Below are 25,293 nucleotides of genomic sequence, written 5' to 3'. Positions count from 1 at the left end.
CTCCCCTTGTCCCCCTGTCCCCCGCTCTCCTTGTTCCCTCTTCCCTGTTCCCTGCTATAGTATTCGAGAAATTTGAAACTGTGTTTTGAGTAATATGACTAAATTACGGGTAGGATTACTATTTGGTGGGTGTTCCGGCGAACATGAAGTTTCCATTAGTTCCGCTAGAGCGATCGCAAAAGCCTTAACAACCGATGAGAATGCAAATCGATACGAAGTGCTACCCGTATATATTCAAAAAGATGGGGTTTGGAAAGATCAGGAAATCGCTCAACAGGTTTTAGAGTCGGGAAAAGCTCTATTGATCAGCGATGAAGCTCGACCGGGTGATCGCATTCCTCAGACGATTAATTTATCAGAAATTGATGTTTGGTTTCCCATTTTACATGGGCCTAATGGAGAAGATGGAACCATTCAAGGATTATTAACTTTAATGCAGGTTCCTTTTGTCGGGTCTGGGGTTTTAGGTTCAGCGATGGGAATGGATAAAATTGCGATGAAAATGGCATTTTCTCAAGCGGGTTTACCCCAAGTTAAATATCAGTTGGTGATGCGATCGCAAATTTATTCTAACCCTTGTATTTTTCCGAAATTATGCGATCAATTAGAAGCTGAATTAGGTTATCCTTGTTTTGTGAAACCTGCTAATTTAGGGTCATCGGTGGGAATTTCTAAAGTTAGAAATCGTCAAGAATTAGAAACCGCTTTAGATAATGCAGCTAGTTATGATCGGCGGATTATTGTAGAAGCGGGAGTGGTTGCGAGAGAATTAGAATGCGCGGTATTAGGAACTGATCAGCCTAAAGCTTCTGTTGTGGGAGAAATTACGTTTAATAGCGATTTTTATGATTATGAAACTAAATACACCGAAGGCAAAGCAGATTTATTTATTCCTGCAAAAGTTAGCGATGAAATCACCCAGAAAATTCAAGAGATGGCGATTCAAGCTTTTTTAGCGGTTGATGCTTCTGGATTAGGACGGGTTGACTTTTTCTATGTTGAAGAAACGGGAGAAATTCTGATTAATGAAATTAATACCCTTCCGGGTTTTACCGCCACCAGTATGTATCCCCAACTTTGGGCTGCTACGGGTGTTCCCTTTCCTGAATTAGTCCATCAATTAATCCAATTTGCCTTAGAACGTGATTCAGAAACGAAACGGAACTGAATTCCTCAAAGATGGCTTGCATAAATAGCAATTTGCATTTATAATGCTATCATTCCCTTTTCCCATCCTTTATTCCCTTGTTCCAATACGTTGTATTGGAATCCCCCGTCGGAGGCTCTGCCTCCGACCCCCCTATAAAATTGATGCAGAAAGGGATTAACTCATGGGTCTGGAATAACAGGGACGGCAAGGCGAACCCATACAAACTTGGCCGGAAGGCATACTTTTAAAGACACTACTGCGTGCCCCAATCACAGCATTGACTCCAATTTCAACCCCTGGGCCGACAAAGCAATCCGTAGCCACCCAAGCTCCATCTTCAATGACAATCGGAGCCGTTTTTAATTTAAAGTCCGGTGTTTTAATATCATGACTTCCGGTACATAAATAAGTTTTTTGAGAGATAACGCAATGTTCGCCGATGGTAATTTGATCTAAACTATAAAAGACAACATCATCTCCAATCCAACTATAATCTCCAATGGTGACTTTCCAAGGATAGGTAAATCGGGCTGTTGGACGAATAATTACGCCTTGACCAATTTTAGCGCCAAATAATCGTAAAATTTGACAGCGAATTCCATTCAAGGGATGCAATGTTAAGGGAAACATCACGCCTTGAACCAGCCACCAAAATAACACAAACCAACCGGGTTTTCCGCGATCAAAATCTGATTGGTCATATTTCCTTAAGTCTACAAATGTTGTTTTTTCCATGCTTCAAATCCCCAAAAGTTAGTGCAGTTTCAATTAGTTTAAATACCTGAATTTGGGCGGGGAGACCCCGCCCCTACGGATGAAATTAATGGGTAGTAACAGAAGGTTCAACTGGGGATTGAGTGGGTTTGGGAGTAACATTTAATTGTCCGCCAAACTTACGCAATTCAAATAATTTAACACCGATTTGATATTCGTATTGGCTTAACAGTCTGCCATAGATGTATCCCGCTTTGCCATCTAAGAATCCTAATTGAATAAAATAGAATAAAATAAACCGCAACAGAGGTTTAAAGGGTAATCTCACCCAAATTTTCTTTAAAAAACGTTTGCGTTTAACCGAATCACCAAAGAGACTGGCTCCAATGGTTTTACTGTCATCAGCACCCGTTAAGAGATTATAATAAACTCGTGCTTCCCAATTAGAGTAACGGTTATGGCGTTCAATCCAGTGGAATAAATCTCGAAAATCTTCATGGAGCATATCTTCTTTAAGATATCCCACTTTCCCCGACGACATGACAACGTGCTCGTGAACTTCATTATCTCCAGTATTGGGAACATCTTCCGTTTGTAAGTTTTCATAGCGTCCCAATTTATGTTGAAATAAACGTAAATTCCAGTCAGGATATTTGCCTCCGTGACGAATCCAAGTGCCTAAAAAGAACACCCGACGATTAATATAATATCCCGTATATTCGGGGTTTTTAATCACTTCAGCAATTTCATCCCAAGATTCAGGCGTAATGCGTTCATCACAATCAACAATTAACACCCATTCATTTCTAAACGGTAAATTTTCTAATGACCAATTTTTTTTCTTCGGCCATCCCCCTTTAAAATAAAATTGAACAACTTTGGCTCCATAATTTTCGGCAATTTCCACACTGCGATCGCTACTTTGGGAATCCACAAGAAAAATCTCATCGGCTCTAGCAACACTGGTTAAACAAGCAGGTAAATTTGCTTGTTCATTTCGAGCCGGAATTAAGACAGAAACAGGAAGTTTAGATAAGTTAGAAGTCATGGTTAAACTTAACAATAAATCAAAGGATTTCTACGAGGATAGATTCATCATTCCAGATAGGAATTATTGCGGATGATGCCCTCGTTGAGACGGGGAACGAACTAAACCGGAAATAGCAGCACCGAGATAGCCAATTTGACCGTAAGCATACACGAAATTATCAAATCGTAAGGCAGGATTGCCAAAATATTTAATAGTTTTGTACAATCCTCGCAGAATGCGTTCTCCGCCGCGTCCCAGTTGGATCATGCCATCTCGTCCCGCTAATTGTTCGCGATAACATTCGCTAATGCCTTGCCACCATCCCCGTTCCATAAACCAAGATCGGTTTACCCGTTCCGGTGCAACATGATGGGCAACTAAGGCTTCAGGAATATAGGCCACTTGCCAACCGTCTTGGAGTGCGAGTTCAGTCATCTGTAATTCTTCATTGGATAACAATCGTTTTCCCACCCGGCCTAAATTAATATCAAAACCGCCAATTTTTTCTAAGAAACTGCGACGGATGGAATAATTTAATCCTCTCGGTGTTAAACCTGGATTTTTAATGTCCACCCACTGCTCCCCTAAATTATAGGCACCCAAATTTCCCGCTAAATTATCCGATAACCAGAGTGGGGAAGTAATTCCTTCCGGCCAAATCAAAGTAACCTTGCCCCCAGCAATGGCGAGTTTCGGATGATTTTCATAAGCTGAATATAACATCCTTAACCATTGAGGTGTGGCGATCGCATCGTCATCTAAATAAGCAATAATCGGACTTTGAGCAATTTTTGCCCCCGTATTCCGGGCTACGGATAAACCTGTAATCGGTTCATAAATATATCGCAATTTGGCATGGGGAAGACGAGCTTCCACCACTTGACGGGTTCCATCCGTGGAAGCATTATCTACTACAATCACTTCAAACTCAGGGAAATCCTGTTGTAGTAAACTATCAATCGCTAACCCTAAATATTGTTCTCGATTGTAGGTACAAATAATTGCAGAAATAAGCGGTTGTGACATAGGAATTACGAATTACGAATTACGAATTACGAATTACGAATTACGAATTACGAATTGGGAATTACTGATAACTGGTACAGACGCGCCTTGGCACGTCTCTACTGATAACTGATTAAGACTCAACTAAGTTAACAATTGGGAGATGGCTTTGACTAAGTGTTCAGGATCAACGGGTTTAGAAAGATGCTGCTGAAATCCTGCCGCTAACGCTCGACGTTGATTAAATTCTCCCGTGTATGCAGTTAATGCGATCGCCGGAATTTGTCCCCCAACTTCTAAAGGACGTTGGCGAATCTTGTGCATTAACATATAACCATCCATACCGGGCATTCCAATATCACAAATCAGCATTAGAGGTTGAAAATCCTCCCAAACTTGTAGAGCTTCCCTGGCAGAAGATGTTGTTAAGAGTTTAGCTCCTAGAGGTTCTAAGATGACCTGAATCAAGTCTCGCATATCCTCATCATCATCTACCACTAAAATTCGCATTCCCTCTAAATTAACCGTTGCTTGTGTTTCCTCAACCCTAGCACAGCATTCACAACAATTTTCCATCAAGGGTAAACGCACCGTAAAAGTCGTCCCTAATCCTTCCCCTGGACTCTCAACACTGACTGTACCCCCATGCAGTTCACACAAATGACGGACAATGGCTAATCCTAAACCCAAACCGCCAAATTGACGGGTGGTGCTGCTATCTTCCTGACGAAAACAATCAAAAACTAAGGGTAAAAAATGATGATTAATTCCCCGTCCATTATCCTGAACTTGAATTTGAACTTGATGTTCAATTTGCTGTAAACGCACTTGTATCCGTCCGCCGTCGGGTGTAAATTTCACCGCATTGGAGAGCAGATTCCAGATGACTTGTTGTAATCGTCCTCCATCTCCCCAGACTAAACCAATATGGGGAGAAAATACCGTTTCAATCGTTATATTTTTCGCTTCTGCGGCTAATCGTACCGTATCTAAGGCAGCTTCTACTGTTTCGCTAAGGGAAACTGTACCTACATTCAGCACCATTTTCCCCCGTAAAATTCGAGAAATATCTAATAAATCTTCAATTAGTTGCGCTTGTAATTTGGCATTACGTTCAATGGTGTCTAATGCTCGGTCGGTGGTGGTGGAATCAAAGGTTCGTGAACGCAGTAACTTTGCCCAGCCTAAAATCGGATTCAAGGGCGATCGCAATTCATGGGATAAAACCGCCAGAAATTCATCTTTAATCCGATTCGCATCTTGAGCTTGTTGATACAGTTGAATATTATCTAAAGCTAAAGCCGCCCGATACGCTAATTCTTCAGCAAAAGTCAAATCAGCATCGGTATAATGACGATGGGATTGGGCCGTTAAACAAAACGTTACCGCCCCTAATTTGCGATCGCGGGCGATTAACGGAACAGATATCCAAGAGGTAGGGGCGACGATATGCAGAAATTCGACTTGTTCAGGAACCGTCGTCATGGTTTCGATCCAATCAGGATCAATCTGGGGCAATAATATAGAGTGACCCTGAGCTAAAACTTGAGCAATGGGATGATGATCATGGAGAGTCAGAACCCAGTTTTGACGTTGAGTCAAGTATTTATTTTTGCTGGAATCACGATGATAAACCGCTAACCGTCGTAAACTCCCATCGCTTCCGGCGACATCAAAGAAACAACAATCGCCTAGAGTCGGAACTAATAATTGGGCTAAATTCATTAAGGTTGTCCGCGAATTCAAGGAACTGACCAAGACTGAACTCGCTTCTGCTAACACTTGTTCCAACTGTTCCGCCCGTTTGCGGGCTGTTAAATCCATCACGGTCATTCCTACACCCAAAACCTCACCATTGGGTAAACCTACGGGATAATAACTCACTAAACTATATTGAAAAGTTTTAACATGAGGAATTTCCACATTTAAGGGTTGATTTAATAACGGTTGTTGTGTCTCAATTACCTGGCGTAAGATCGGTGTAATTTGAGCCGCCCATTCGGGTAAAACCGTTGCTAAAGGTTGTCCAATCAATTCACTTAAGGGTAAGCCCTGAATCATGGCTAAGGCTTCATTAGCATGAACATAGCGTAAATCATGATCCAAAAAAGCCAAGCCAACGGGAGAACTGGATAATAATGCTTGTAATAAAGTTTCGCTGCGATGTAGCGCTAATTCAATCTGTTTGCGGTCTGTAATATTGATAGCCGCACAGGTAACACCCACCACTTGTTCGAGTTCATTAAATAAGGGTTCTACGGTTAAATCAAAACAGAAGTCTTGACCTTGTGGACTCACCCAAACTTCTTCACGGGTTCCAATTCCTGTCTTTAAAACCCGACCTTTAATCCAAGTCAATTTTTCAGCATCATGAAGATCAAATAGATCGGTTTCTAATAAACCAATAATGTCTTCATCAGGGGGATATTTTTGTTTAGGACAATTGTAGATCCAGGTATAACGCAAATCTTGATCTTGACTAAAAACAGTAATCGGAGAATTTTTTAGCGCCACTCGTAGGCGTTCTTCTGTAAGATGCCATTTCGCCTCAGAAAGCCGTTGTTGGGTTAAATCCAAAACAAAAAAAATGCCGCTATCTAACTCTATGGAAAAAGCTGTACCACTAATTAAAACCGGAATGCGTCGTCCAGAGGCGTGTACATATTCCTTTTCCAACGGTTGACAACAGCCGGATATTTCAATTTCGGCTAAAGCTTTTTCATCTAACCCTTGATATTCTAGGGGGGTTAAGGTTCGCCAGTTAAGTTCACCCGCTTCTAATTGTCCTCGACTATAACCTAAAAGATTTAACAAAGCATCATTGGCTTCTATAATTTCACCTGATTTTGTCCACACTCCAATACCAACCGCATTACATTCAAATATCCGCCGAAAACGAGCTTCACTATATCGTAAAATCTCCTCGGTTTGTTTGCGTTGGGTAATCTCTTGGAAATAAACCGCTAATCCTTCTGTACAGGGATAAGCTTTGAGTTCTAACCAAATTTGTTGAGTCTCATAGAAGGCTTCCCAAGTCAGGGTTTGTTGTTGGGTAATAGCCTGTTGTAACGGAGTGGCGAGAAACGGTAGGGTTTCCCAAAGAATTTGATCTTTTAAAGTTGAAGGGGACAGTTGTAGAATTCGAGTAGCCGCCGGATTTAGGTAGAGACAATAGCCTTGTTGATCTAAGATAACAAACCCGTCCGTAATTTGATCGAGAATATTCACCCCATTCCAATTCATCGTCACATCCTTGCTGGTCTCAGGGGGAGGGGTGATATCGGGGTAAGCTTCCGAGAGGATAAAAGATGGTGTCATTCTAAGTTATGTGCAGAACAGTATATCTTGGGAGATCGGCAGGTTTGAATAGAGGGAATTAAAGCCATAAAAAGTTATTCCATTTATGTTGAACACAGACTTAATTTGAGGGTTTACTCAATGAACATCCCCCTATAGAATGAAAAATAAACCGAATTCCTCCTATTTTTCGTCTCTCTTAGGATAGAAATTGTTCAAAATTGTCATTAAATTTTAAATTAGCTTAAGGATCAAACTTGATGTTAGGTTCTCTCAAAAGACAGATTGAAGCTGAGTCAGAATTGGGAGTATAACGATAAAAGGTTAGCTTTAGAAGTTGAAGATGGGGATCAATGAATTCCTGAAGCAGGATAAACCCTTAACTTGGGACTATTAACCGACAACAGATCATCGTTAAAAGCCTAAAGGAGGTTGTGTGGTTAGTTGGAGAACGGTTTGGCGACTACTCAAAGAAACCTATCAAGAATGGAGTCAAGATAATGCCTCCCAATTGGCGGCGGCTTTAGCTTATTACACTGTATTTTCTTTAGCGCCTTTATTGGTGATTGTTGTCGCAATTGCGGGTTTTTTCTTGGGAGAAGAAGCAGCACGGGGGGAATTAGTTGGACAAATTCAAGGGTTAGTGGGGAAAGACGGAGCAACGGTTATTCAAACCGCTTTAGAAAATACCAACCGTCCAGGGGAAGGAAATGGACTTTTTGCATCCTTGGTGAGTCTTGGCTTTTTAATTTTTGGCGCGTCAGGGGTCTTTGTTCAGTTACAAGATTCATTAAATACAATTTGGAATATTACCCCTAAACCGACAAATGCAGTGGGTAGTTTTGTTAGAAAACGAGCGTTATCTTTTGCTGCTGTAGTTAGTATTGGATTTTTATTATTAGTTTCTTTAACTGTTAGTGCAGTATTAAGCGGATTAAGTCACTATGCCAGTGAACTTTTACCGGGTGCTGATAGTTTGTGGCAATTGCTTAATTTAGTGGTTTCTTTTGCGGTTACTACCTTATTATTTGCTTTAATTTTTAAATATTTACCCGATGTTTTAATTACTTGGAATGATGTTTTAATTGGGGCAATGATTACAGCTTTATTTTTTACATTAGGTAAATCTTTGATTGGAATGTATTTAGGAAGTAGTAGTTTTAGTTCAACCTATGGGGCGGCGGGATCATTAGTCATTTTTCTAACTTGGATTTATTATTCTGTACAAATTCTATTTTTTGGTGCAGAATTTACCCAAGTTTATACCCGTCATTATGGCTCTAATATTATCCCAGATCGCCATGCAGAATTTAAAAGCTGATAGGATATCAGTTATCAGTGTAGAGACGTGCCATGGCGCGTCTGTACCAGTTATCAGTTATCAGTGTAGAGACGTGCCATGGCGCGTCTGTACCAGTTATCAGTTTATTTCCTATTTTCTCTTCCCCCTTCGTAATTCGTAATTCGTAATTCCCTATTTAGATTGATGGGAACTCACCCGACTTAACAACCACAAACTCACTGCAATTCCTGCCAATTCTGCGGCCATTGCATTCACCATTGCTTGCATCGCAATTAAATTAAAAGGGGTAATAATAGAACCCGCATTTAAAACCGTTGTTCCTGGAAGGGGAGTGAGAAGCTTAGACCCACCCGGAGGTAAAGTGAGCATCCGATATAATAAACTTCCCACCATTAAAAACCCCACTAAAATCACACAAGCCATTCCGATTAAATTAGCACTAATTCCTAACCATAAAGCATGAATTACCTCTGCTTTAGCGGGGCGTTGGTTGGGATCTTCTAATTGATTGCCAATTTGACTGTATCGGAAACACCAATACAGGGTAAAAATCAAAGCAAATAAACATCCATATCCTAAAACAAGACCCAGGGCAGAATTTTGGGGATTAGAAGGAGAAGCGGGTCTTAAAAACAAAACAAAAATCAATAGAAATATGGGGATTATTCCCAATATAGATTGTACCCAAAATCCAAACCAACCCAAACGACGAAAATCTTGGGCAATTTCATGGACATTAGGAGACGCAGATTCATAATTTGTATTAGGTTCAATCATCTTTTTCCCTGGATTTAATCTGAATATCGAGAGGAATATTTTTTTGTAAAAAAACAATGTTAGATAGTTTAATCGAATATCTGAAACAAGTCAAGGATTTTAGACCCTATCAAGGAATCTGTCAAAATCATTCGCCCTACTTCCTTCACTTACCCAACAATTATGATAAAACAACGCTTCGAGGGTAGGCCCAGCAGCCATCCAAATTCGCTCTATAGCCTTGTTTGAGATTTTTAATCCTTCTGAATAAACCAACTGACCAATAAGCTCTTAAGCATCTAAATAAGTTATTAAGTAATCGTGAAACCATTATATTGCCAGTGTCCTCGCACTGCGTCGATATAGAGTTTAAATACAATATAACTTAAGCAATTAAATATTAATAATTAACAGAAAATTCCGATAAAACAGTTGACAAAAATAACGAATATTGTTAGAGTTTAACCCTCATAGCTATTATGGCATCGGGGGTAATATTGTGACTGAGGGACAAAAAACTAATAAGCCTCTATTTTCTCAGCATTATTTAGAGCATCGCCTTCAGGACTGTCCAGAATGGCAACTTGACGTGACTGAGGGGTTTAAGCAGTTAAAAAATCTCTATCAGTCCAAACAAGATTTATTACCGACATTGAGTGAAGCGCAAACGGAGGATTTATTAATTCAACCTGTATTAGAAATTTTAGGATTCAGTTATATTCCTCAAGTCACAATTCGGGCAAAAGGTCGCGCCGAACGTCCTGATTATGCTTTATTTAACAATGAAATAGAACGGGATCAAGCCTATCCTTTACAAACTCATGAAACCGCGTTTTATTCTAGGGTAATTGCGATCGCAGAAGCTAAATATTGGCAACGTCCCCTCAGTAAAGTTTCGGCGAACGATCAACGGGATATTTATAAAAATACTAACCCATCCTTTCAGATCGCTAACTATTTAATGGGGACGGGAGTAGATTGGGGAATTTTAACCAATGGTCGAGAATGGCGACTCTATTATCGTCTAGCTTCTTCCACAGCAACGGAATTTTATCCCGTCGATTTACTAGAACTTTTATTAGCAGACAACTTAGATCAATTCAAATATTTTTGGTTGTTTTTTCGTCAGGAAGCCTTTGTTAAAGACTCCCAAGGACGTAATTTTTTAGAACGGGTACGGGAAGGAAGTACCACATACTCAACGCGAGTGGGGAATGAGTTAAAAACCTTAGTATTTGCTCGGATATTTCCTAATTTAGCGGGAGGTTTTGTTGCAGATGCAACTCGACGGGGACAACCTGTAACATCAGAACAAGTTTATGAAGCGGCTCTATCCTTTCTTTATAAGCTGTTATTTTTGCTTTATGCTGAAGCCAGAAATCTGCTCCCCATTGAGGGAGATTATCGAGATTATAGCTTGATTCAATTAACACAAGAAGTCGCTGAAAATCTTGATCGTCAGAAGAAGTTAAGCCAAACTTCTACGGGAATGTATGATCAATTATTAAATTTATTTCAAATTGTTGATCGAGGCGATCGCGGCTTAGAAGTTCCTCGATATAATGGCGGTTTATTTCATTTTAATTTTAGTCAAACTGAAGATCAATTAGACTATCCTGCTAATTATTTTTTATCTCAATTTAAACTATCTGATGCAGTATTAGCCCCTATTTTAGACCAATTAGCGCGATTTGAAGGACAACCGATTGATTATAGTTTTTTAGGCGTGCGACAGTTGGGGTCAATTTATGAAGGGTTATTAGAATATCGAGTAATTATTCAAGACGCGCTGACGGGAAATGTTTATTTAGAAAATGATCAAGGCGATCGCAAAGCAACGGGCTCTTATTACACCCCTGATTATATCGTTAAATATATTGTTAGTCATACTTTAAAACCCATTTTAGAACAGCGATCGCAACGATTTGCTGAACTGATGACGCAAATTCAGCAACTGCAAAATCAATTGCAAGATCAACGGTTAGGACAGCAAAGTTTAAACGGATTAAAAAAGGATTTAAAACGCTTACAGCGAGACGCACAAACTACTTTACTCGATATAAAAATTTGTGACCCAGCAATGGGAAGTGGTCACTTTTTAGTTGAAGCAGTAGATTATTTAACGGATGAACTCATTCGTATTTTATCCCAATATCCCGAACAAAATCCGGTTTTAGAAATGCTCGATCAAACCCGTCAAAGCATTTTAGAAAACTTAGAACAACAGGGAATTACCATTAATCCCGATAGACTAGAGCCCACTCAATTATTACAACGGGTGGTGATGAAACGCTGTATTTATGGGGTGGATTTAAACTCAATGGCGGTAGAATTAGCTAAGGTTAGTTTATGGCTACATTCCTTTACAATAGGTGCGCCTCTAAGTTTTTTAGACCATCATTTACGTTGTGGAAATTCCTTAATAGGAACAACTGCGAGGGAAGCAGAAGCAAAAATGGCAGCCGATGAAACCGGACAGTTAAATTTCTTAACGGGGCCATTTGTGGGATTATTAAAAGCGGCTGAAATTATGCGAGGTGTGAGTGTTTTGAGTGATGCGACCTTTGCTGAAGTTGAACAAAGTGAAAAGTTATTTCGGTCTTTTGATCAAGCTGCAAAACCTTATAAACGGTTATTAGATATTTATGTTTCTCAGTTTTTTGGAGTTAAACAAGCTCAGAATTTTTTAGAGAGATTGGGTACTCATGCAATTACAGCTAATCTTAATAAAATGAACAAAGCAGATGCAGCCATTTATGAGGAAGCGCAAAAACTCAGTTCTGAAAAACGGTTTTTCCATTGGGATCTGGAATTTCCAGAAGTATTTATTGATTTAGAAAATGCCAGTTGGAAAGAAAAGGCAGGGTTTGATGTAGTGATAGGAAATCCACCTTATGGGTCATGTTTTAGTGAACAAGAGACTGCCTATATAAAAGAAAATTATCAATATGTTGAGTATCGAGCAGAAAGCTATGTCTCTTTTATGGAGAAAAGTTTTTCACTTCTAATATGTAAAGCAGGATTAGTATCGCTGATTGTTCCCGATAATTGGATGTATCTTGATTTTACAGAAAACTTAAGAATCGCTTTTTTAGAACAAAGTATTTTGAAAGTAGTAGTAGCACTACCTAGTACAGTTTTTCCTGATGCGACTGTTGATACAACTATTTATGTACTGGAAAAAAATTCAATTAAAGAATTGCCAACCCGCAAGACTCTAGTAATACCTTATGAAAAAAATGAACATTTATCCGATATTAATGAGACAAGCGAAAAACACTACTATAGAGAACAAAGTCAGTGGCTTAATTTTTATGCTCACATAATCAACCCATATCTTTATCCAGCAGAAGCATTGATTCTTGAAAGAGTTACCAATATCAGTAGTAAACTATGTAAAATCGCCACCATCAGTTATGGTCTTAAGGCTTACCAGAAAGGGAAAGGGAATCCACCACAAACAAAGGAAATAATGGAATCTAAACCATTTACAGCCTCAGTAAAAATGGATGAAACATTTAGCCCTTTTTTTGAAGGTCAATCTATCAGTCGATATTCTCTTAACTGGAATAATGATAACTGGATTAAATGGGGCAAGTGGTTGGCAGAACCGAGAAGCCAAGAATTATTCAAAAACCAACGGTTACTTTTTCGAAAAGTAGTTGGAAATAACTTGTTTGGACACTTTTACAATGCAGATGCTTATACTAATACCTTGCTATATACAGTAAAGCTGACTCCCTCATCAAACTATAATCTTAAGTCATTGCTCACTATACTGAATAGCCAGTTTATAGGTTTCATCTTTCGTAAAAAATTTGCAATTCGTGAAGATGATACATTTCCTCAAATTTTACTCGATGATTTTGCGGCTATTCCCATACGCAATATCTCTTTCACAACCTCAACAGATCGCCGCCAAAAATCCCTAGAAAATGCGATCGCACTTTATAACGAATATCAAAGCCATAACAACTCCGAACCCATTTTATCACAAATTGATGATCATCTAAACCAACAACCCGAAGAAGCCGATGTGATTCACGATTTGTTAGCCTATCTCGCGGAACAAATGATTGAACTCAATAAACAAAAACAAGCTGAAATCAAAAGCTTTGTGCAATGGTTAGAACGCTTTATCGGTTGCCCAATTGACAGTTTAACCAATAAATCTAAAATTCAGAATTATTTAGGAGACTATTACAAAAACGAACCCCATATCAGCTTTGATGAATTAATTTCTGTGTTAAATAAAAACAAAAAGAAAATTAAAATTGATCCGGTTGCCCGAAAAGAACAACAAACTTTAGAAAAGGAATATCAAAACAGTTTAAACACCCTATTACCCCTCAAAACCCAGTTAATCAGATGTGATCAACTCATAGATGCGATCGTTTATAAACTTTATGGATTAACAGAAGAAGAAATTGCTATTGTAGAAGGAAGATGAGCTAAATTAATACTTGAATCTCGTTGCTAAGAAAAGGCTCTACCTTCTATTAATATAAAGACTGGAGGCATAGCGTTCCCTGTTCCCTGTTCCCTGTTCCCTGTTCCCTGTTCCCTAATCAGGTAAAACTTTATGATCGCTCAAATTGAAAAACAAGACCAGAAAACCATTGAACAATACCTAGAATTAGAACTCAATTCTCAAGAACGCCATGAATATTTAGATGGAGAAATTGTTATTATGACAGGTGGAACCCCCAATCACAATCAAATTGCACTGAATCTAAGTGGAGGATTAAATTTTGCCCTCAAACGTCAACCTTATCGGGTATTTGTAACCGACCAACGCCTTTGGATTCCTCAAAAACGAATTTATACTTATCCAGATGTTATGATGATTTCAGGAGAATTACAATTTCAAGAAGGCAGAAAAGACAGTTTAACGAATCCAACATTAATCGCTGAAGTCCTCTCTAAATCTACAGAAGGATATGATCGAGGAGACAAATTTCAGGCTTACCGAACGATTCCCACCTTCCAAGAATATCTTTTAATTGATCAATATCATCACCACGTTGAACAATTCACGAAAACCGATAACGGCAAATGGTTACTCTCCGAATATGAAGGGGAAACTGCCACCTTATCCCTCGCCTCAGTTTCCTTTGAAATTTCCCTAGCGGATCTTTACGATAAAGTCGATTTTACCTTGATAGAGCAACAGTAGGTAGATTTGCGGAATTAGAATAAACACCCCTGACGCAGAGACACAAAGTATTCTTGGTGTCTTTGTGGTTGTAGAGAACTATAGCCATCCTCAATCAGTTGTAATATTTCCATCTATCTCGACCCCTCCCAACCCTCCCCTTACTAAGGGGAGGGCTAGGGTGGGGTTCTATATTTTGATCGCCAATCATTTAGGATTGCTATAGAGGAACTCCCTATTACAGTCTCTCTTCATAAGATTCAGGTAGCCAATTGTCAAACTGGTCTATTGATAACCTCGACAACCCCAGCAAAATTAGGTGTGATCTACAGGAATAAAACGGGGTTGTAATATCGATTAAATAAGGCTTTCAGGGTGATGCACAATGGCTTGATGTAGAGGAATGGACAAAGGCATCTAACCAGTTACCTCAGAGAGTGGAACATTCTGATCACTACTCCAAAGGGGCTGCTTCTACTATTCAAAGTGTAGAGAGTTGAATCAGGAAACACCAAACCGCCTTTCGCTCTCGCCTTCTGTACACCGTGCTTTACCCCAGGACATCCATCATGTTTGCACAAGAAATTTCTATTCAAGATTCTGAAGTTACCCTTAATTCTATTAATCCTCAAGCTTTAGCTCAACTCTTATTACAAGAATTGCAAACAACGGTCAAAACCCTTCCCGCTAGTGGTCGGGCGGTGACGCTGCGGATGGCGTTAGAAGTCGAACGTATTTGCGAAAAAAGCAACCGCATTCAAAATTCTGGGGAAGTGGAAACCTGGCAGTTAAGTTTAGCTCGTCATCGCTTGCAAAAGTGCTTAGAATATTACAAACTCGGTTCTCGTCAAGGTCGGGTAGAATTGCACTCTAACTTAGCAGCGATGGTATACCGTCACGTTGCTTCCTTTGAGTCTCAATTAAGCTTCCAAGCTCGTTACAATTTAATTGAAGATTTTCTGCAAGGGTTTTATGTCGAGTGTTTACGGGCTTTCCGTCGGGAACACGTTCTGGAAGCCGACTATACCCCCCGCACCCGTTTAGAATTAGCAGAATACATGGCTTTTACCGAACAGTATGCCAAACGTCAAATTGGTTTACCCGGTCGCAACCGTCAACGGTTAATTGTATTACGCGCCCAAGGCTTTGCTAAAGGTCAACCCCCCGAAACCTCTATGGATATTGAGTTAGCCGTTGAAGGCGGTAAAACCGAAGAAGCCGAAGCTCAAAGTCGGACATCTGCAATGCAGCAAATTCGGGAAAAAATGGTATCTGAAACCCCTGACCCGGCTGAAAGTGTTTTACGAGATCGGGTTATCGCTGAACTGGTTCAATATTTAGAATCTCAAGGACAAAGTGATTGTGTCAAATACTTAACCTTGAAAATGCAAGATCTCCAAGCTTGCGATATTGACAAAGCTATGGGGTTAACCGCCCGTCAACGGGACTATCTGCAACAACGGTTTAAATACCACGTTGAAAAATTCGCCCGGTCTACCAACTGGAAACTCGTCCATGAATGGTTAGGGGCTGATATTAACCAAAAATTGGGGATGAACAGCCAACAATGGGAAACCTTTCAAGCTCAATTATCGGCTGATCAGCAAACGTTACTGCAACTTAAAGCTACTCAAGAAAGCGATAAAGCGATCGCCTCTGCCCTCAAATGCACCCCCAAACAAGTCCAAAAACGTTGGGCTAAACTCCTCGACATGGCTTTCAACTACCGTAACACCGAGGCCTTAGCATAATGGGAACTGTGTTAGGAAACAAGGAAACCCTCAACCCCTTGTTTCCTGTTCCCTATTCCCTGCTCGTAATTCGTAATTCGTAATTCGTAATTCGTAATTCCCTATTCCCTATTTCCTTATATAAGAATTTTAAATCAAAAATTGGTCAATCTTAAGGCTGTCTTGTCGCAACTGCCGAGTAAATTCGATACAGTAGATTATAGTAACAGTTTATTAAGATTAAGACGTTTTCACCAACCGCACCCTTCAAGGGTGAGGATTGTCTAAATCAATTTAGACAACGCAAGAGGTGAATACCGCATTGAGACACAGGTTGGTACGCACTTCCAGATACTTCCCTAGTCTGGACTCTCTGCAAGCCTAATTGGTTAGGTGCTGTTAGACAGGACATCTTATCTGTGTTGCGGGAAGGGACTTAAACGGGTTTTGCTGGTTTCCTGGGCTTATCGCCATTTAAAAACCAGTCCCCGTTAATGCGGGAATCGAGAATCGGGAATCGGGAATTAACGACTCCCTATCCCTACTCCCTACTCACGACTCCCGCACTCATAAAGGGGCTTGTAAAGCCGTCCTATAAGGACGGAGTTTCTACCCATTTTTATGATGAGTGTTAATCTAACTTCAGCTTCTGAACTTTTGTCGAGGTGGTTTCACATCCAGACCGGATATGTGGAATCATCCTTATTGATCCCTTCTGCCCAAAATAGGTTAGCACTGCAACAGGTCTTTCAAACCTTGAATGCCAGAAGTTGCCCAAAGTTCTATAACTTTCACCTCCATACCCGACGTTCAGATGGTCAACTTGAACCGGATGAAGTGATGCAACAAGCCATTGACATTGGGTTAAAAGGACTGGCTATTACGGATCACCATACAACCCAAGGTTACAAAGAAGCACAACAGTGGTTAGACAACTGGAAACAAAACCATCCCGAACTTGCTCATACAGCCCCTCAGTTATGGATAGGGGCAGAAATTCATGCTCAGTTATTGGGTGTAAATGTCCATATTCTGGGTTATGCTTTTGATCCTGATGCAGCTTGTCTACAACCCTATCTGCAAGGTGACACGGCTTTTGTGAAAACAGAGGCCTATTCTGCTGAAAACGTGATAGCTGCTATCCAAGAAGCCGGAGGGTTAGCCGTTTTAGCTCATCCAGGACGGTATCGTCGTCCTTTCACTGAAGTCATTGCAGAAGCGGCTCGTTTGGGAATGGATGGCATTGAAGTATATTATGCCTATCGCCATACGAACCCTTGGTTACCCACCCCAGAAATCGTCAACCCAGTTAAACAGTTAACCGATAGCTATGGTTTACTGAACACCTGTGGCACGGATACTCATGGTCGTGATATATTACTTCGGATTTAATTTAAGTAATTGATGTTAGTTGCTCAAATGTTGATACAGGAGCGTTTTTCCCAATTCTAAATAGGGTTCGACATTTTTCGGACGAACCCTATGCTTTGAGTTAATAAAAATACAAGAAGTAACTCAGGATTTCTGCTGATCATACTTCAGTTGATTTTTCCCCCCTATAGAAAGTTAAACTCCACCTTTGAGGATCATCATTCCTAAAATTCCCATGAGAAGAATAAAGAACAGAACAGTCATCCCGATGGATTGTTGTTCAGGTTGGGTTGAAGGTTTAGACACTTTCATCATCACTAAAAATGATAAGCTCTACTCCCTTACAGTAACAGATCTATATAACTTTTGAAGCAGAATCCTTATAAATTGTAAGTTTATGTAACTTTTCTTCAATATTCCTTATTCGGTTAAACCGTGTTCAAGAGCATAACGCACTAACTCTGTCCGGCTATTGGTTCCCGTTTTGGTAAACAGACGACTGACATATTTCTCAACATTACGAACACTGGTTTCTAAATTACGGGCTATTTCTTTATTCATTAATCCCTTGGCGACTAAATCTAAAACACTTTGCTCACGGGGGGTTAAATCAATTTTAATCGGGGCGGGGGTTTGATGAATTCCGCTTTTACCTTTTAACATATTTTCAATCCGAGCAATTTGACCTGCTAATGTAGCAATATCTGGATTTCCATCCCCGGTACTGCTGCGAAGGGCTGCTTGTCTAGCTAATAAATTTTTGACAATCACGACTAATTCTTCTGGATCAAAAGGTTTAGATAAATAGGCATCACATCCGGCTTGATAGCCTTGAATGCGATCGCTTTTCATGCCTTTAGCAGTTAGAAAAACAACGGGTAAGGCTTTGAAACGAGGATCTTCCCGCATTTGTTGTAAAAATTGATAGCCATCCACTCCCGGCATCATAATATCCGTAATCACTAAATCAGGAAGATTTTGTTGCAACAATTCCCACCCTTGTTTAGCATTACTCGCCACATCAACGGTAAAGTTACTGTCTTCTAAATAAGCTTGTACCGCTTCTCGCAGTCCCGGTTCATCGTCCACTAATAACAATCTAGCGGGAACTTGGGAAACTTCAGCCTCAGATGCAGGAGGATTGATTGAACTCGACATCAGATTAACCTAAATTCAACGTTTTTTTCACTTTAGCGAAAATTTTAATTCAATTATACTGACCTAAAGGACGGTTTTTACTCAATTAGCCGTACTTGACAAAATCATAAAATTGTGTTAAATCAGAGAGCGATCGCCTATTTGGATCGGCGATCGCTCTTTTTTGCCTACAAAATAATATTAACCCTGATTCAAGCGTTGACGAGCACTTTCTAAAGCTTGTTTCACCTGATTAAACCCAGTTCCGCCATAACTATTTCGAGCAGAAACCACTTGACGAGGTGCGATTGCATCATAAATATCTGCTTCAAATTGAGGATGTAATTCTTGCCATTCTGCTAACGTTAAATCCTTGAGTAATTTCCCCGCTTCTAAACAAGTTCTGACCACTTTTCCCACTAAATTATAAGCTTCTCGGAAGGGAATTCCTCGTGCGGCTAAATAATCCGCTACATCCGTTGCATTCGAGAAATCTTCCGCCACCGCTTCTGCTAAACGGTTAGTCCGAAATTCTATTCCTTCTTCCATTAAAATGGTCATCGATTCTAAACTGCCTTTCACCGTTTTTACCGCATCAAATAGAGCTTCTTTATCTTCTTGCAAGTCTTTATTATAAGCTAACGGTAAACCTTTCATAATCACTAATAACCCTTGCAAATGACCAAACACCCGCCCGGTTTTTCCTCGCACTAATTCAGGAATATCTGGGTTTTTTTTCTGCGGCATAATACTAGAACCCGTTGAACAGCTATCGGTCAAAGTCACAAAACTAAATTCCTGAGAAGCCCAAAGGGTAATTTCTTCTGCTAAACGGCTTAAATGTACCATAATTAAACTCGCAGCCGATAAAAATTCGATCGCCCAATCTCGATCACTGACTCCATCTAAACTATTAGCATAAACCTGCCCAAACCCTAATAATTCTGCACTATAATGGCGATCAATCGGAAAAGTTGTTCCCGCTAACGCGCCGCTTCCCAAGGGACAAATATCGACTCGTTTATAGACATCTCCTAAGCGTTCCCAATCTCGATTTGCCATTTCCACATAAGCTAATAAATGATGGGCTAAACTCAGAGGTTGGGCCCGTTGCAGATGGGTATAACCGGGAATAAACGTTTCAACATTTGTTTCCGCTAAATTTAATAATACCTGTTGAAAGCTAACTAATTGTTGACGAATTTGTTGAATTTGATCTCGTAAATATAAACGGGTATCTGTTCCCACTTGATCATTCCGAGATCGAGCCGTATGTAGTTTTTTTCCCACATCTCCGACTAATTCAATTAACCGACGTTCAACTGCAAAATGAACATCTTCTGCATCCACACCAGGGTTAAAGTTTCCCTCCCGATATTCTTGACGAATTTGTTCTAAACCGGAAACCAGTTGTTCGGCTTCTTCAGGGGCAATAATTCCTGTTTTTGCTAACATTTTAGCATGGGCAACTGATCCGGTCAAATCATATTCAATCAGTTGGATATCAAACCCAATACTAGCGTTAAACTCTGCAATAGCAGGATGCAGGGATTTTTCAAACCGTTGACTCCAGGTTTTTGAGTTTGTTGTTGTCATATTCGGACTTTTTCTGATTCTTTGTCAACTCTACATCTTGACATTCCCCCTAGCTGAAAGCAAGGGGATTCTTGATGGGAAATACTTTTGTCTCGGTTGCTACAAAATTACTGAAAAATCCACTAAGTTTAACAATACTATTGGTGAACTTTCTAACCGTAGGAAGGCTAACAGAAAACCGGGTGTGATTTCAATAATTGAGTCATCAAAGGTGACACTGCATAAAATCTTGATTTTGTCAAGAGGCTGATTTGAAGCTTCAGGGAAACCTCAAAAAATTCGTGTTCTGTTAAAGCTCAATTGTGTCAGAAAATTATAACTTTTTACGAAAGAATGAGAGTTTCAGCCTCTATTTTGACGTTTAGACATAATAACCCCTTGACGGGTGTTTCCTTAAGTGTACCAGAACCCCCATGATTCCGTCAACTATTTGAGAGTAATTTTCAATAAAATATTAAAATTTCCTGACATTATTTTAAATAATAAAATTGTCTATATAAATAAAAAGTTTTATCTAATCTATAATGGCATCTGGGCGGGGAGACCCCACCCCTACAACGGATTATTTCTTGGCTAGGATGGCTTTTGCTTGTTGCCAGAGGGCATCAAGTTCTTCTAAACTGTATTCTGAGAAGGGGCGATCGCAAGCTTCCTCAAGTTTTGATAACCGTTGAATAAAGCGATGATTGGTTTCATGTAATCCCATATAGGGATCTAAATCATACCAACGGGCTAAATTAATTAAGACAAATAAAATATCACCTAATTCCGCTTGTTGATGCTCCTTATCCGTTCCTTGAATAGCCTCCTTAAATTCTGCGACTTCTTCCTCAAATTTATCCCAAACTCCCTCAACGTTATCCCATTCAAACCCAATAGCTGCGGCTTTTTTAGAAATTTTCATTCCTGCCATTAGGGGGGGAAGTTGTCGTGCATAACGGCTTAATTTAGAACTTAAATTCTGGGTTTCGGGTGTTTCTCCTTGTTCATTGGCTTTAATTTCTTCCCAATTTTGTCGAACTTCTTCCACACTATTAACCTCTACTTCACCAAAAACATGAGGATGACGACGAATTAACTTTTCAGTAATATTATTAGCGACATCTGCCATTGAAAATTGTTGAGTTTCGCTGGCAATTTGAGCTTGTAAAATTACTTGTAATAATAAATCCCCTAATTCATCTACAATGGCCTTTTGATCGCCACTGCGAATAGCATCAACCGCTTCATAAGCTTCTTCAAGAATATAGGGAATTAACGTTTCTGGGGTTTGTTCTAAATCCCAAGGACATCCCCCCTGTGGCGATCGCAATTTAGCAACTACATCGATTAAATTTTGTAAAGCGATTAAGTTAGGAGTTAAAGTCATATTTTCAGGGTTGTTCATTACAAATACCTCTATTGTGATTTAAAACAAGGGTAAAAACGTTATTTTTTAGAACGACGAGAAGATTTTTTAGCAGTCGTTGAATTTTGCTTTGAACGTTTGGTTTTAATGGGGGGAAGTTCAACAGAAGCAGTTTTAGAAACTGAACGTTTGCGTTTTTTAGGTTTTTCAGGTTCTAGGGTGGGGCGAGAAGTTTCTCCGGTTTTTAGCCATTTTCTAAATTCCTTATAAAACGAGTTAGACCAATCACTAAAGGAATGGCTCATCGCTCCCATTTCTAATCCTAAATAAACCGCAATACATTCTCTGGAATAATGGGAGAGGGAACTTAAACTATTTTGAGCAATTTCTAAAGGATTTGACGAAATCAGCCCTAAATATTCTGCAATGAGTAATCCCAAAAGTCCAATTAAACCCAGACCCCCTCCTAAATAAAGAATCCTCAACGCCGTACCAATAAACGGCCCATGGGATAAAAAGGAGCGATGACGTAAACTATTTTGATAGGGAACCCAGAACCATCGCAATAGTCCCCAGCGTTGAAACTGTCGGGAATCGATATCTAAATCCGGCCCAAACATTAACCCACTAAACAGGAAACTTCCGGTCACCAAAAAAGTTAAGTGACTGCTGCGAGTTTGGCTCCAGGTCAAACCCGCAATCAACGGTAAGCTCCAAAGGGTAATACGGTCGTGGGTTTGACCAGAGGGCATGGGGGATGGAAATTAAAAATTGCCAATAGGGTTGTGCTTCTAAAAGTTTATGTTATAATAGGTTAATGTGTGAATCGGGCGGTTAACTCAGCGGTAGAGTGCTTCCCTTACAAGGAAGAGGCCACAAGTTCGAATCTTGTACCGCCCATTATTAGTGTCGATTATCAAGTTAAGTGTGTGATGTCTGGTTGTGCAGTTCTTGAGGCAAGATTCATTAATGTGATTCATTCTGGCATTCAGAGCAGTTATATTTCTAGACTTGTTCATAAGCAGCAATAAAATCATCCCGTGAGATCCCCGATTGAGTACAGATACTTCTGAGAGTAGAACCTTTAATCAGTTTATGATTTGGCAAAGTTAAAGGTGTCGTTGTGCCATCAGGATTTTGTCTAATCATAGAGATATGCTCTTTTTCTCTAACTATTGAAAATCCAAAACCCTCAAGCACCTTAATTACTTTTGATTGGGGAGCATCAACCGGAAACTTTGGCATTATAGACTTGCCTCTGCTACAAAAGCCTCTAATATTGAAGATTCAGATTCTAGAACCGATTCTCCAAAAGTTTCGATATGGAATAAAATAGCCGAGCGCACATCATTTAGAGCTTCTTCATAAGTATCACCCTCACCAACTACAACCCCCTGAATCCCTAAAGGATAAGCAACATAACCATCAGGGTGCTTTTCCACAATAATTTTGATATTTTTCATAAGTACCTCTACAAAATTAATTTTTCATCCCCAAAAACTCACATCGTTTACCCCTTGTCAACTATTAACTATCCACTATAATATTTTTAAAAATTTGCTCGAACATTTAGCTTAACTGGGGGATTTTTAATCTTCCTCCTTAGAATTTTAAACTCAAGTTTATTCGACCTGAAAATGATAAATAATTTCCCCATTGGATTTTTTTTCAAATGTGCCATTTAATTCTTGGGCTTTTTGATCTAAAAAGGCTTTAGCTTCAAAACGAGATAAATGGGTATATTGCGCTAATTTTTGAACGGTAATTTCTCCGCCTTGAACTTGAACTAAATGCCAAAAAATAGAACGAATTCGTCGAGAACGAGCTTGAATTTTCTGAGAGCGTTCTTGATACCAATCCCAAGCCACCCAGCCGCCAATTCCCAAGGACGGTAAACCTAAGATTAATCCGCCTAAAATAATACTGAGTTTGCTATCAGCCGTTGAATGAGGATTGATCAATTCAGTGGCGATCGCCAATAGACAACCCATGCCAACCGGAACTAATAAACTAGCCGTGATCACCTTCAAGAACTGCATCGTTTTTCCTCCCCACCAGAGAGAGCAGAACACTCATCAAGGCAACAATTACAGGGGAAGATAGAGAACAATCTTTTGATCTTTGATCTCCCGCCTGCCGACCCTAATTTTAAGTGCGTGTTGCTTCCATTAAGCGCGAATAGTAGAAGCGTGTGCCGATCATAGCTTGTCGTTGAATGGAGAAACCATTATCTCTAAAAATTTTAACAATATCTGCTTCTCGATGTTGGTAAGCACGAGTGGTTTTACTCGGCCCTGGAAATAATTCCCCAATTTTTTTGAGAACACTTAAGGCTAAGGTTTTTGGAGCAAAACTCAAAATTACACGAGACTCTGCTAAGGAACACAGATGAGAAATCATCTCAGGAATTTGATCTTGAGGATAATGAATCAAGACATCCAAACAAATCACAGTATGATAGTGACCCTGGAGGGTTTCTAAATCTTGAGCCGTAAAGGTAACGTTTTGGAGCACGCTAAGGCTGTTTTTAGCCCGTTCATAGGCTTCCGCTACCATTTTTTCAGAAATATCACTCCCATACACAACGGCGCCAGCTTCTGCTAAGGGAATACTCAAACTGCCAACCCCACATCCCGCATCACAGATAGTTAAACCGGGTAGGTTTTCATCAGCTTTCAACCAATCTATGACTCGATCAACGGTTTGTTGATGTCCTTGACGGATATCCAGTTGAACTTTATTAACTTGACCATTACCGTAGATTCGTCGCCACCGATCAAATCCTGTGCTATTAAAATAATCCCGAACTACGGTTTTCTCGTCTGCTACACTCATGGTTTGTTTGAAATTAAATTCCGTCCAAACCTTTATTGTAAGGCAAAGAGGCTATGAAGCATGGGAGGGGACAGGATTAACGTCAGTCAAAACGCGCCATAGTAACTCGAACCCCTGATCACTGATAACTGATGACTGATAACTGATTACTGAACACGAACTTCGATAACTGTCCCGTTGAAGTTGTATTCTTTGCCGTCGAGTTCAACAGTAGTACCGACTTTGATTTTGATATTCCCTAAAACCGGGCCATTTTCGGTAATTTGACCTTTTCCTTCTAAGGTCAAAAGCAGGTTATTGTTAAACAAAACGTCAGCAGTGGGGTCAGGAAGGGGTTTCAATGTGCCATTGGGTTGAGTAACGGGGATAATTCTGGGTAAAAATTCTATGTTTTTCAGGGTGACTTGACCATAGGGTTGATTCCGAATAATTAAGTTAGTTTTTTGTCCCGTTTTAAATAATTCTTTGGCGTTACGGCTTTTAAGTCCAACAACCAGAACATCTACTTCCACAGGACGGGTGGTGACACCGACTTGAGCGACAGAACCCGATGTACCCGGGTAAAAGAAAATACCAAAAATTACCAGTAAAATAACGAAAGCAGCACCCAAATCGAGAATGCTAATTTTACCGAAAAGACGGCCTTGAGAATCTAAAATTTTCATAGGATAATTATTGTGATTTTTAGGTAATTGCCCGGAAAAACTCAAGGGAGCAGTGACCCGGAAAATGACTTTGGGTGAAAATGACCCTCAAAAATTTTAAATCTAAAGGCGATAAGAAGCCAAAATGGAAGTAAAGATTCTATTCACCAATGGCCTTAATTCGGGATTGACTCAGAGGTCGTTGCAAAATGGGGTAAGACA

General features: G+C 39.8%; 20 protein-coding genes and 1 tRNA gene. 7 read left to right on the top strand and 14 right to left on the bottom strand.

The features are described 5' to 3' along the window. Positions 1-94: 94 nt before the first annotated feature. Positions 95-1,168, top strand: coding sequence for a D-alanine--D-alanine ligase family protein (locus tag IQ236_RS17925; protein ID WP_193870557.1), 1,074 nt, complete (start codon positions 95-97; stop codon positions 1,166-1,168). A gap of 156 nt (positions 1,169-1,324) precedes the next feature. Here IQ236_RS17925 and hpsU read toward each other — a convergent pair whose 3' ends face one another. The 4 genes from hpsU to IQ236_RS17905 form a co-directional block, all read right to left on the bottom strand. After that, complete coding sequence (hpsU, locus tag IQ236_RS17920) at positions 1,325-1,885, bottom strand: hormogonium polysaccharide biosynthesis acetyltransferase HpsU (RefSeq protein WP_193870556.1); 561 nt, start codon at positions 1,883-1,885, stop codon at positions 1,325-1,327. A gap of 85 nt (positions 1,886-1,970) precedes the next feature. Then, on the bottom strand, positions 1,971-2,912 hold the full coding sequence (locus IQ236_RS17915) for a glycosyltransferase family 2 protein (protein ID WP_193870555.1): 942 nt from the start codon (positions 2,910-2,912) through the stop codon (positions 1,971-1,973). Between the two features lie 63 nt (positions 2,913-2,975). Further along, complete coding sequence (locus tag IQ236_RS17910; protein ID WP_193870554.1) at positions 2,976-3,920, bottom strand: glycosyltransferase; 945 nt, start codon at positions 3,918-3,920, stop codon at positions 2,976-2,978. A 123-nt stretch (positions 3,921-4,043) separates the two neighbouring features. Continuing rightward, entirely contained in the window at positions 4,044-7,217 is a 3,174-nt protein-coding gene (locus IQ236_RS17905; RefSeq protein WP_193870553.1) for a hybrid sensor histidine kinase/response regulator, read from the bottom strand. Positions 7,218-7,632: 415 nt separating this feature from the next. On the opposite strand from IQ236_RS17905, the gene IQ236_RS17900 reads away from it, so the two are divergent. Next, positions 7,633-8,517 (top strand): YihY/virulence factor BrkB family protein, encoded by an 885-nt coding sequence (locus IQ236_RS17900; protein WP_193870552.1) that lies wholly within the window; start codon positions 7,633-7,635, stop codon positions 8,515-8,517. Positions 8,518-8,670: 153 nt separating this feature from the next. Here IQ236_RS17900 and IQ236_RS17895 read toward each other — a convergent pair whose 3' ends face one another. After that, positions 8,671-9,276: a DUF3611 family protein gene (locus IQ236_RS17895; protein ID WP_193870551.1), complete on the bottom strand. Its 606-nt coding sequence runs from the start codon at positions 9,274-9,276 to the stop codon at positions 8,671-8,673. A gap of 430 nt (positions 9,277-9,706) precedes the next feature. On the opposite strand from IQ236_RS17895, the gene IQ236_RS17890 reads away from it, so the two are divergent. From IQ236_RS17890 to IQ236_RS17875, 4 genes are all read left to right on the top strand, one after another. Further along, positions 9,707-13,705, top strand: coding sequence for an Eco57I restriction-modification methylase domain-containing protein (locus IQ236_RS17890; RefSeq protein ID WP_228041719.1), 3,999 nt, complete (start codon positions 9,707-9,709; stop codon positions 13,703-13,705). Between the two features lie 132 nt (positions 13,706-13,837). After that, positions 13,838-14,431, top strand: a complete 594-nt coding sequence (locus tag IQ236_RS17885; protein WP_193870550.1) for a Uma2 family endonuclease — start codon at positions 13,838-13,840, stop codon at positions 14,429-14,431. 548 nt (positions 14,432-14,979) lie between these two features. Next, positions 14,980-16,161, top strand: coding sequence for a HetZ-related protein (locus IQ236_RS17880; RefSeq protein ID WP_193870549.1), 1,182 nt, complete (start codon positions 14,980-14,982; stop codon positions 16,159-16,161). 600 nt (positions 16,162-16,761) lie between these two features. Next, on the top strand, positions 16,762-17,532 hold the full coding sequence (locus tag IQ236_RS17875; protein ID WP_228041718.1) for a PHP domain-containing protein: 771 nt from the start codon (positions 16,762-16,764) through the stop codon (positions 17,530-17,532). Positions 17,533-17,931: 399 nt separating this feature from the next. Here IQ236_RS17875 and IQ236_RS17870 read toward each other — a convergent pair whose 3' ends face one another. From IQ236_RS17870 to IQ236_RS17855, 4 genes are all read right to left on the bottom strand, one after another. Next, positions 17,932-18,669, bottom strand: a complete 738-nt coding sequence (locus tag IQ236_RS17870; RefSeq protein WP_072722702.1) for a response regulator transcription factor — start codon at positions 18,667-18,669, stop codon at positions 17,932-17,934. A 180-nt stretch (positions 18,670-18,849) separates the two neighbouring features. Further along, positions 18,850-20,244: an argininosuccinate lyase gene (gene argH / locus IQ236_RS17865; protein WP_193870548.1), complete on the bottom strand. Its 1,395-nt coding sequence runs from the start codon at positions 20,242-20,244 to the stop codon at positions 18,850-18,852. Between the two features lie 562 nt (positions 20,245-20,806). Next, positions 20,807-21,631, bottom strand: a complete 825-nt coding sequence (gene mazG, locus IQ236_RS17860) for a nucleoside triphosphate pyrophosphohydrolase (protein ID WP_193870547.1) — start codon at positions 21,629-21,631, stop codon at positions 20,807-20,809. A 41-nt stretch (positions 21,632-21,672) separates the two neighbouring features. Next, positions 21,673-22,344, bottom strand: coding sequence for a metal-binding protein (locus tag IQ236_RS17855; RefSeq protein ID WP_193870546.1), 672 nt, complete (start codon positions 22,342-22,344; stop codon positions 21,673-21,675). Positions 22,345-22,420: 76 nt separating this feature from the next. Between IQ236_RS17855 and IQ236_RS17850 the strand changes: the two genes are divergently transcribed. Beyond that, positions 22,421-22,492 (top strand) — tRNA-Val (locus IQ236_RS17850). A gap of 105 nt (positions 22,493-22,597) precedes the next feature. Here IQ236_RS17850 and IQ236_RS17845 read toward each other — a convergent pair. The 5 genes from IQ236_RS17845 to IQ236_RS17825 form a co-directional block, all read right to left on the bottom strand. After that, positions 22,598-22,837 carry a type II toxin-antitoxin system HicA family toxin gene (locus IQ236_RS17845; protein ID WP_193870545.1) on the bottom strand — a complete coding sequence of 80 codons (240 nt, stop codon included), beginning with the start codon at positions 22,835-22,837 and terminating at the stop codon, positions 22,598-22,600. Then, complete coding sequence (locus IQ236_RS17840; protein ID WP_193870544.1) at positions 22,837-23,055, bottom strand: type II toxin-antitoxin system HicB family antitoxin; 219 nt, start codon at positions 23,053-23,055, stop codon at positions 22,837-22,839. Before IQ236_RS17840 ends, IQ236_RS17845 begins: the two co-directional genes overlap by 1 nt. 159 nt (positions 23,056-23,214) lie before the next feature. Next, positions 23,215-23,631 (bottom strand): hypothetical protein, encoded by a 417-nt coding sequence (locus IQ236_RS17835; protein WP_072720316.1) that lies wholly within the window; start codon positions 23,629-23,631, stop codon positions 23,215-23,217. A 109-nt stretch (positions 23,632-23,740) separates the two neighbouring features. Next, positions 23,741-24,427: a magnesium protoporphyrin IX methyltransferase gene (gene bchM / locus IQ236_RS17830; protein ID WP_190515608.1), complete on the bottom strand. Its 687-nt coding sequence runs from the start codon at positions 24,425-24,427 to the stop codon at positions 23,741-23,743. Positions 24,428-24,573: 146 nt separating this feature from the next. Beyond that, on the bottom strand, positions 24,574-25,092 hold the full coding sequence (locus IQ236_RS17825; RefSeq protein ID WP_190515607.1) for a DUF4330 domain-containing protein: 519 nt from the start codon (positions 25,090-25,092) through the stop codon (positions 24,574-24,576). Positions 25,093-25,293 lie beyond the last annotated feature (201 nt).

Source organism: Planktothrix mougeotii LEGE 06226 (assembly GCF_015207485.1).
GTDB lineage: Bacteria > Cyanobacteriota > Cyanobacteriia > Cyanobacteriales > Microcoleaceae > Planktothrix.
The sequence above is the reverse complement of the archived record's forward strand: the minus strand, read 5'-3'. Positions and strand labels throughout refer to the sequence as shown.

Coding starts and splice junctions, on each gene's coding strand:
- IQ236_RS17855 (WP_193870546.1), bottom strand. CDS start 22,344: ATGCCCTCTGGTCAAACCCACGACCGTATTACCCTTTGGAGCTTACCG.
- IQ236_RS17825 (WP_190515607.1), bottom strand. CDS start 25,092: ATGAAAATTTTAGATTCTCAAGGCCGTCTTTTCGGTAAAATTAGCATT.
- IQ236_RS17845 (WP_193870545.1), bottom strand. CDS start 22,837: ATGCCAAAGTTTCCGGTTGATGCTCCCCAATCAAAAGTAATTAAGGTG.
- IQ236_RS17870 (WP_072722702.1), bottom strand. CDS start 18,669: ATGTCGAGTTCAATCAATCCTCCTGCATCTGAGGCTGAAGTTTCCCAA.
- hpsU (WP_193870556.1), bottom strand. CDS start 1,885: ATGGAAAAAACAACATTTGTAGACTTAAGGAAATATGACCAATCAGAT.
- IQ236_RS17885 (WP_193870550.1), top strand. CDS start 13,838: ATGATCGCTCAAATTGAAAAACAAGACCAGAAAACCATTGAACAATAC.
- argH (WP_193870548.1), bottom strand. CDS start 20,244: ATGACAACAACAAACTCAAAAACCTGGAGTCAACGGTTTGAAAAATCC.
- IQ236_RS17915 (WP_193870555.1), bottom strand. CDS start 2,912: ATGACTTCTAACTTATCTAAACTTCCTGTTTCTGTCTTAATTCCGGCT.
- bchM (WP_190515608.1), bottom strand. CDS start 24,427: ATGAGTGTAGCAGACGAGAAAACCGTAGTTCGGGATTATTTTAATAGC.
- IQ236_RS17895 (WP_193870551.1), bottom strand. CDS start 9,276: ATGATTGAACCTAATACAAATTATGAATCTGCGTCTCCTAATGTCCAT.
- mazG (WP_193870547.1), bottom strand. CDS start 21,631: ATGAACAACCCTGAAAATATGACTTTAACTCCTAACTTAATCGCTTTA.
- IQ236_RS17875 (WP_228041718.1), top strand. CDS start 16,762: ATGATGAGTGTTAATCTAACTTCAGCTTCTGAACTTTTGTCGAGGTGG.
- IQ236_RS17910 (WP_193870554.1), bottom strand. CDS start 3,920: ATGTCACAACCGCTTATTTCTGCAATTATTTGTACCTACAATCGAGAA.
- IQ236_RS17880 (WP_193870549.1), top strand. CDS start 14,980: ATGTTTGCACAAGAAATTTCTATTCAAGATTCTGAAGTTACCCTTAAT.
- IQ236_RS17840 (WP_193870544.1), bottom strand. CDS start 23,055: ATGAAAAATATCAAAATTATTGTGGAAAAGCACCCTGATGGTTATGTT.
- IQ236_RS17925 (WP_193870557.1), top strand. CDS start 95: ATGACTAAATTACGGGTAGGATTACTATTTGGTGGGTGTTCCGGCGAA.
- IQ236_RS17905 (WP_193870553.1), bottom strand. CDS start 7,217: ATGACACCATCTTTTATCCTCTCGGAAGCTTACCCCGATATCACCCCT.
- IQ236_RS17835 (WP_072720316.1), bottom strand. CDS start 23,631: ATGCAGTTCTTGAAGGTGATCACGGCTAGTTTATTAGTTCCGGTTGGC.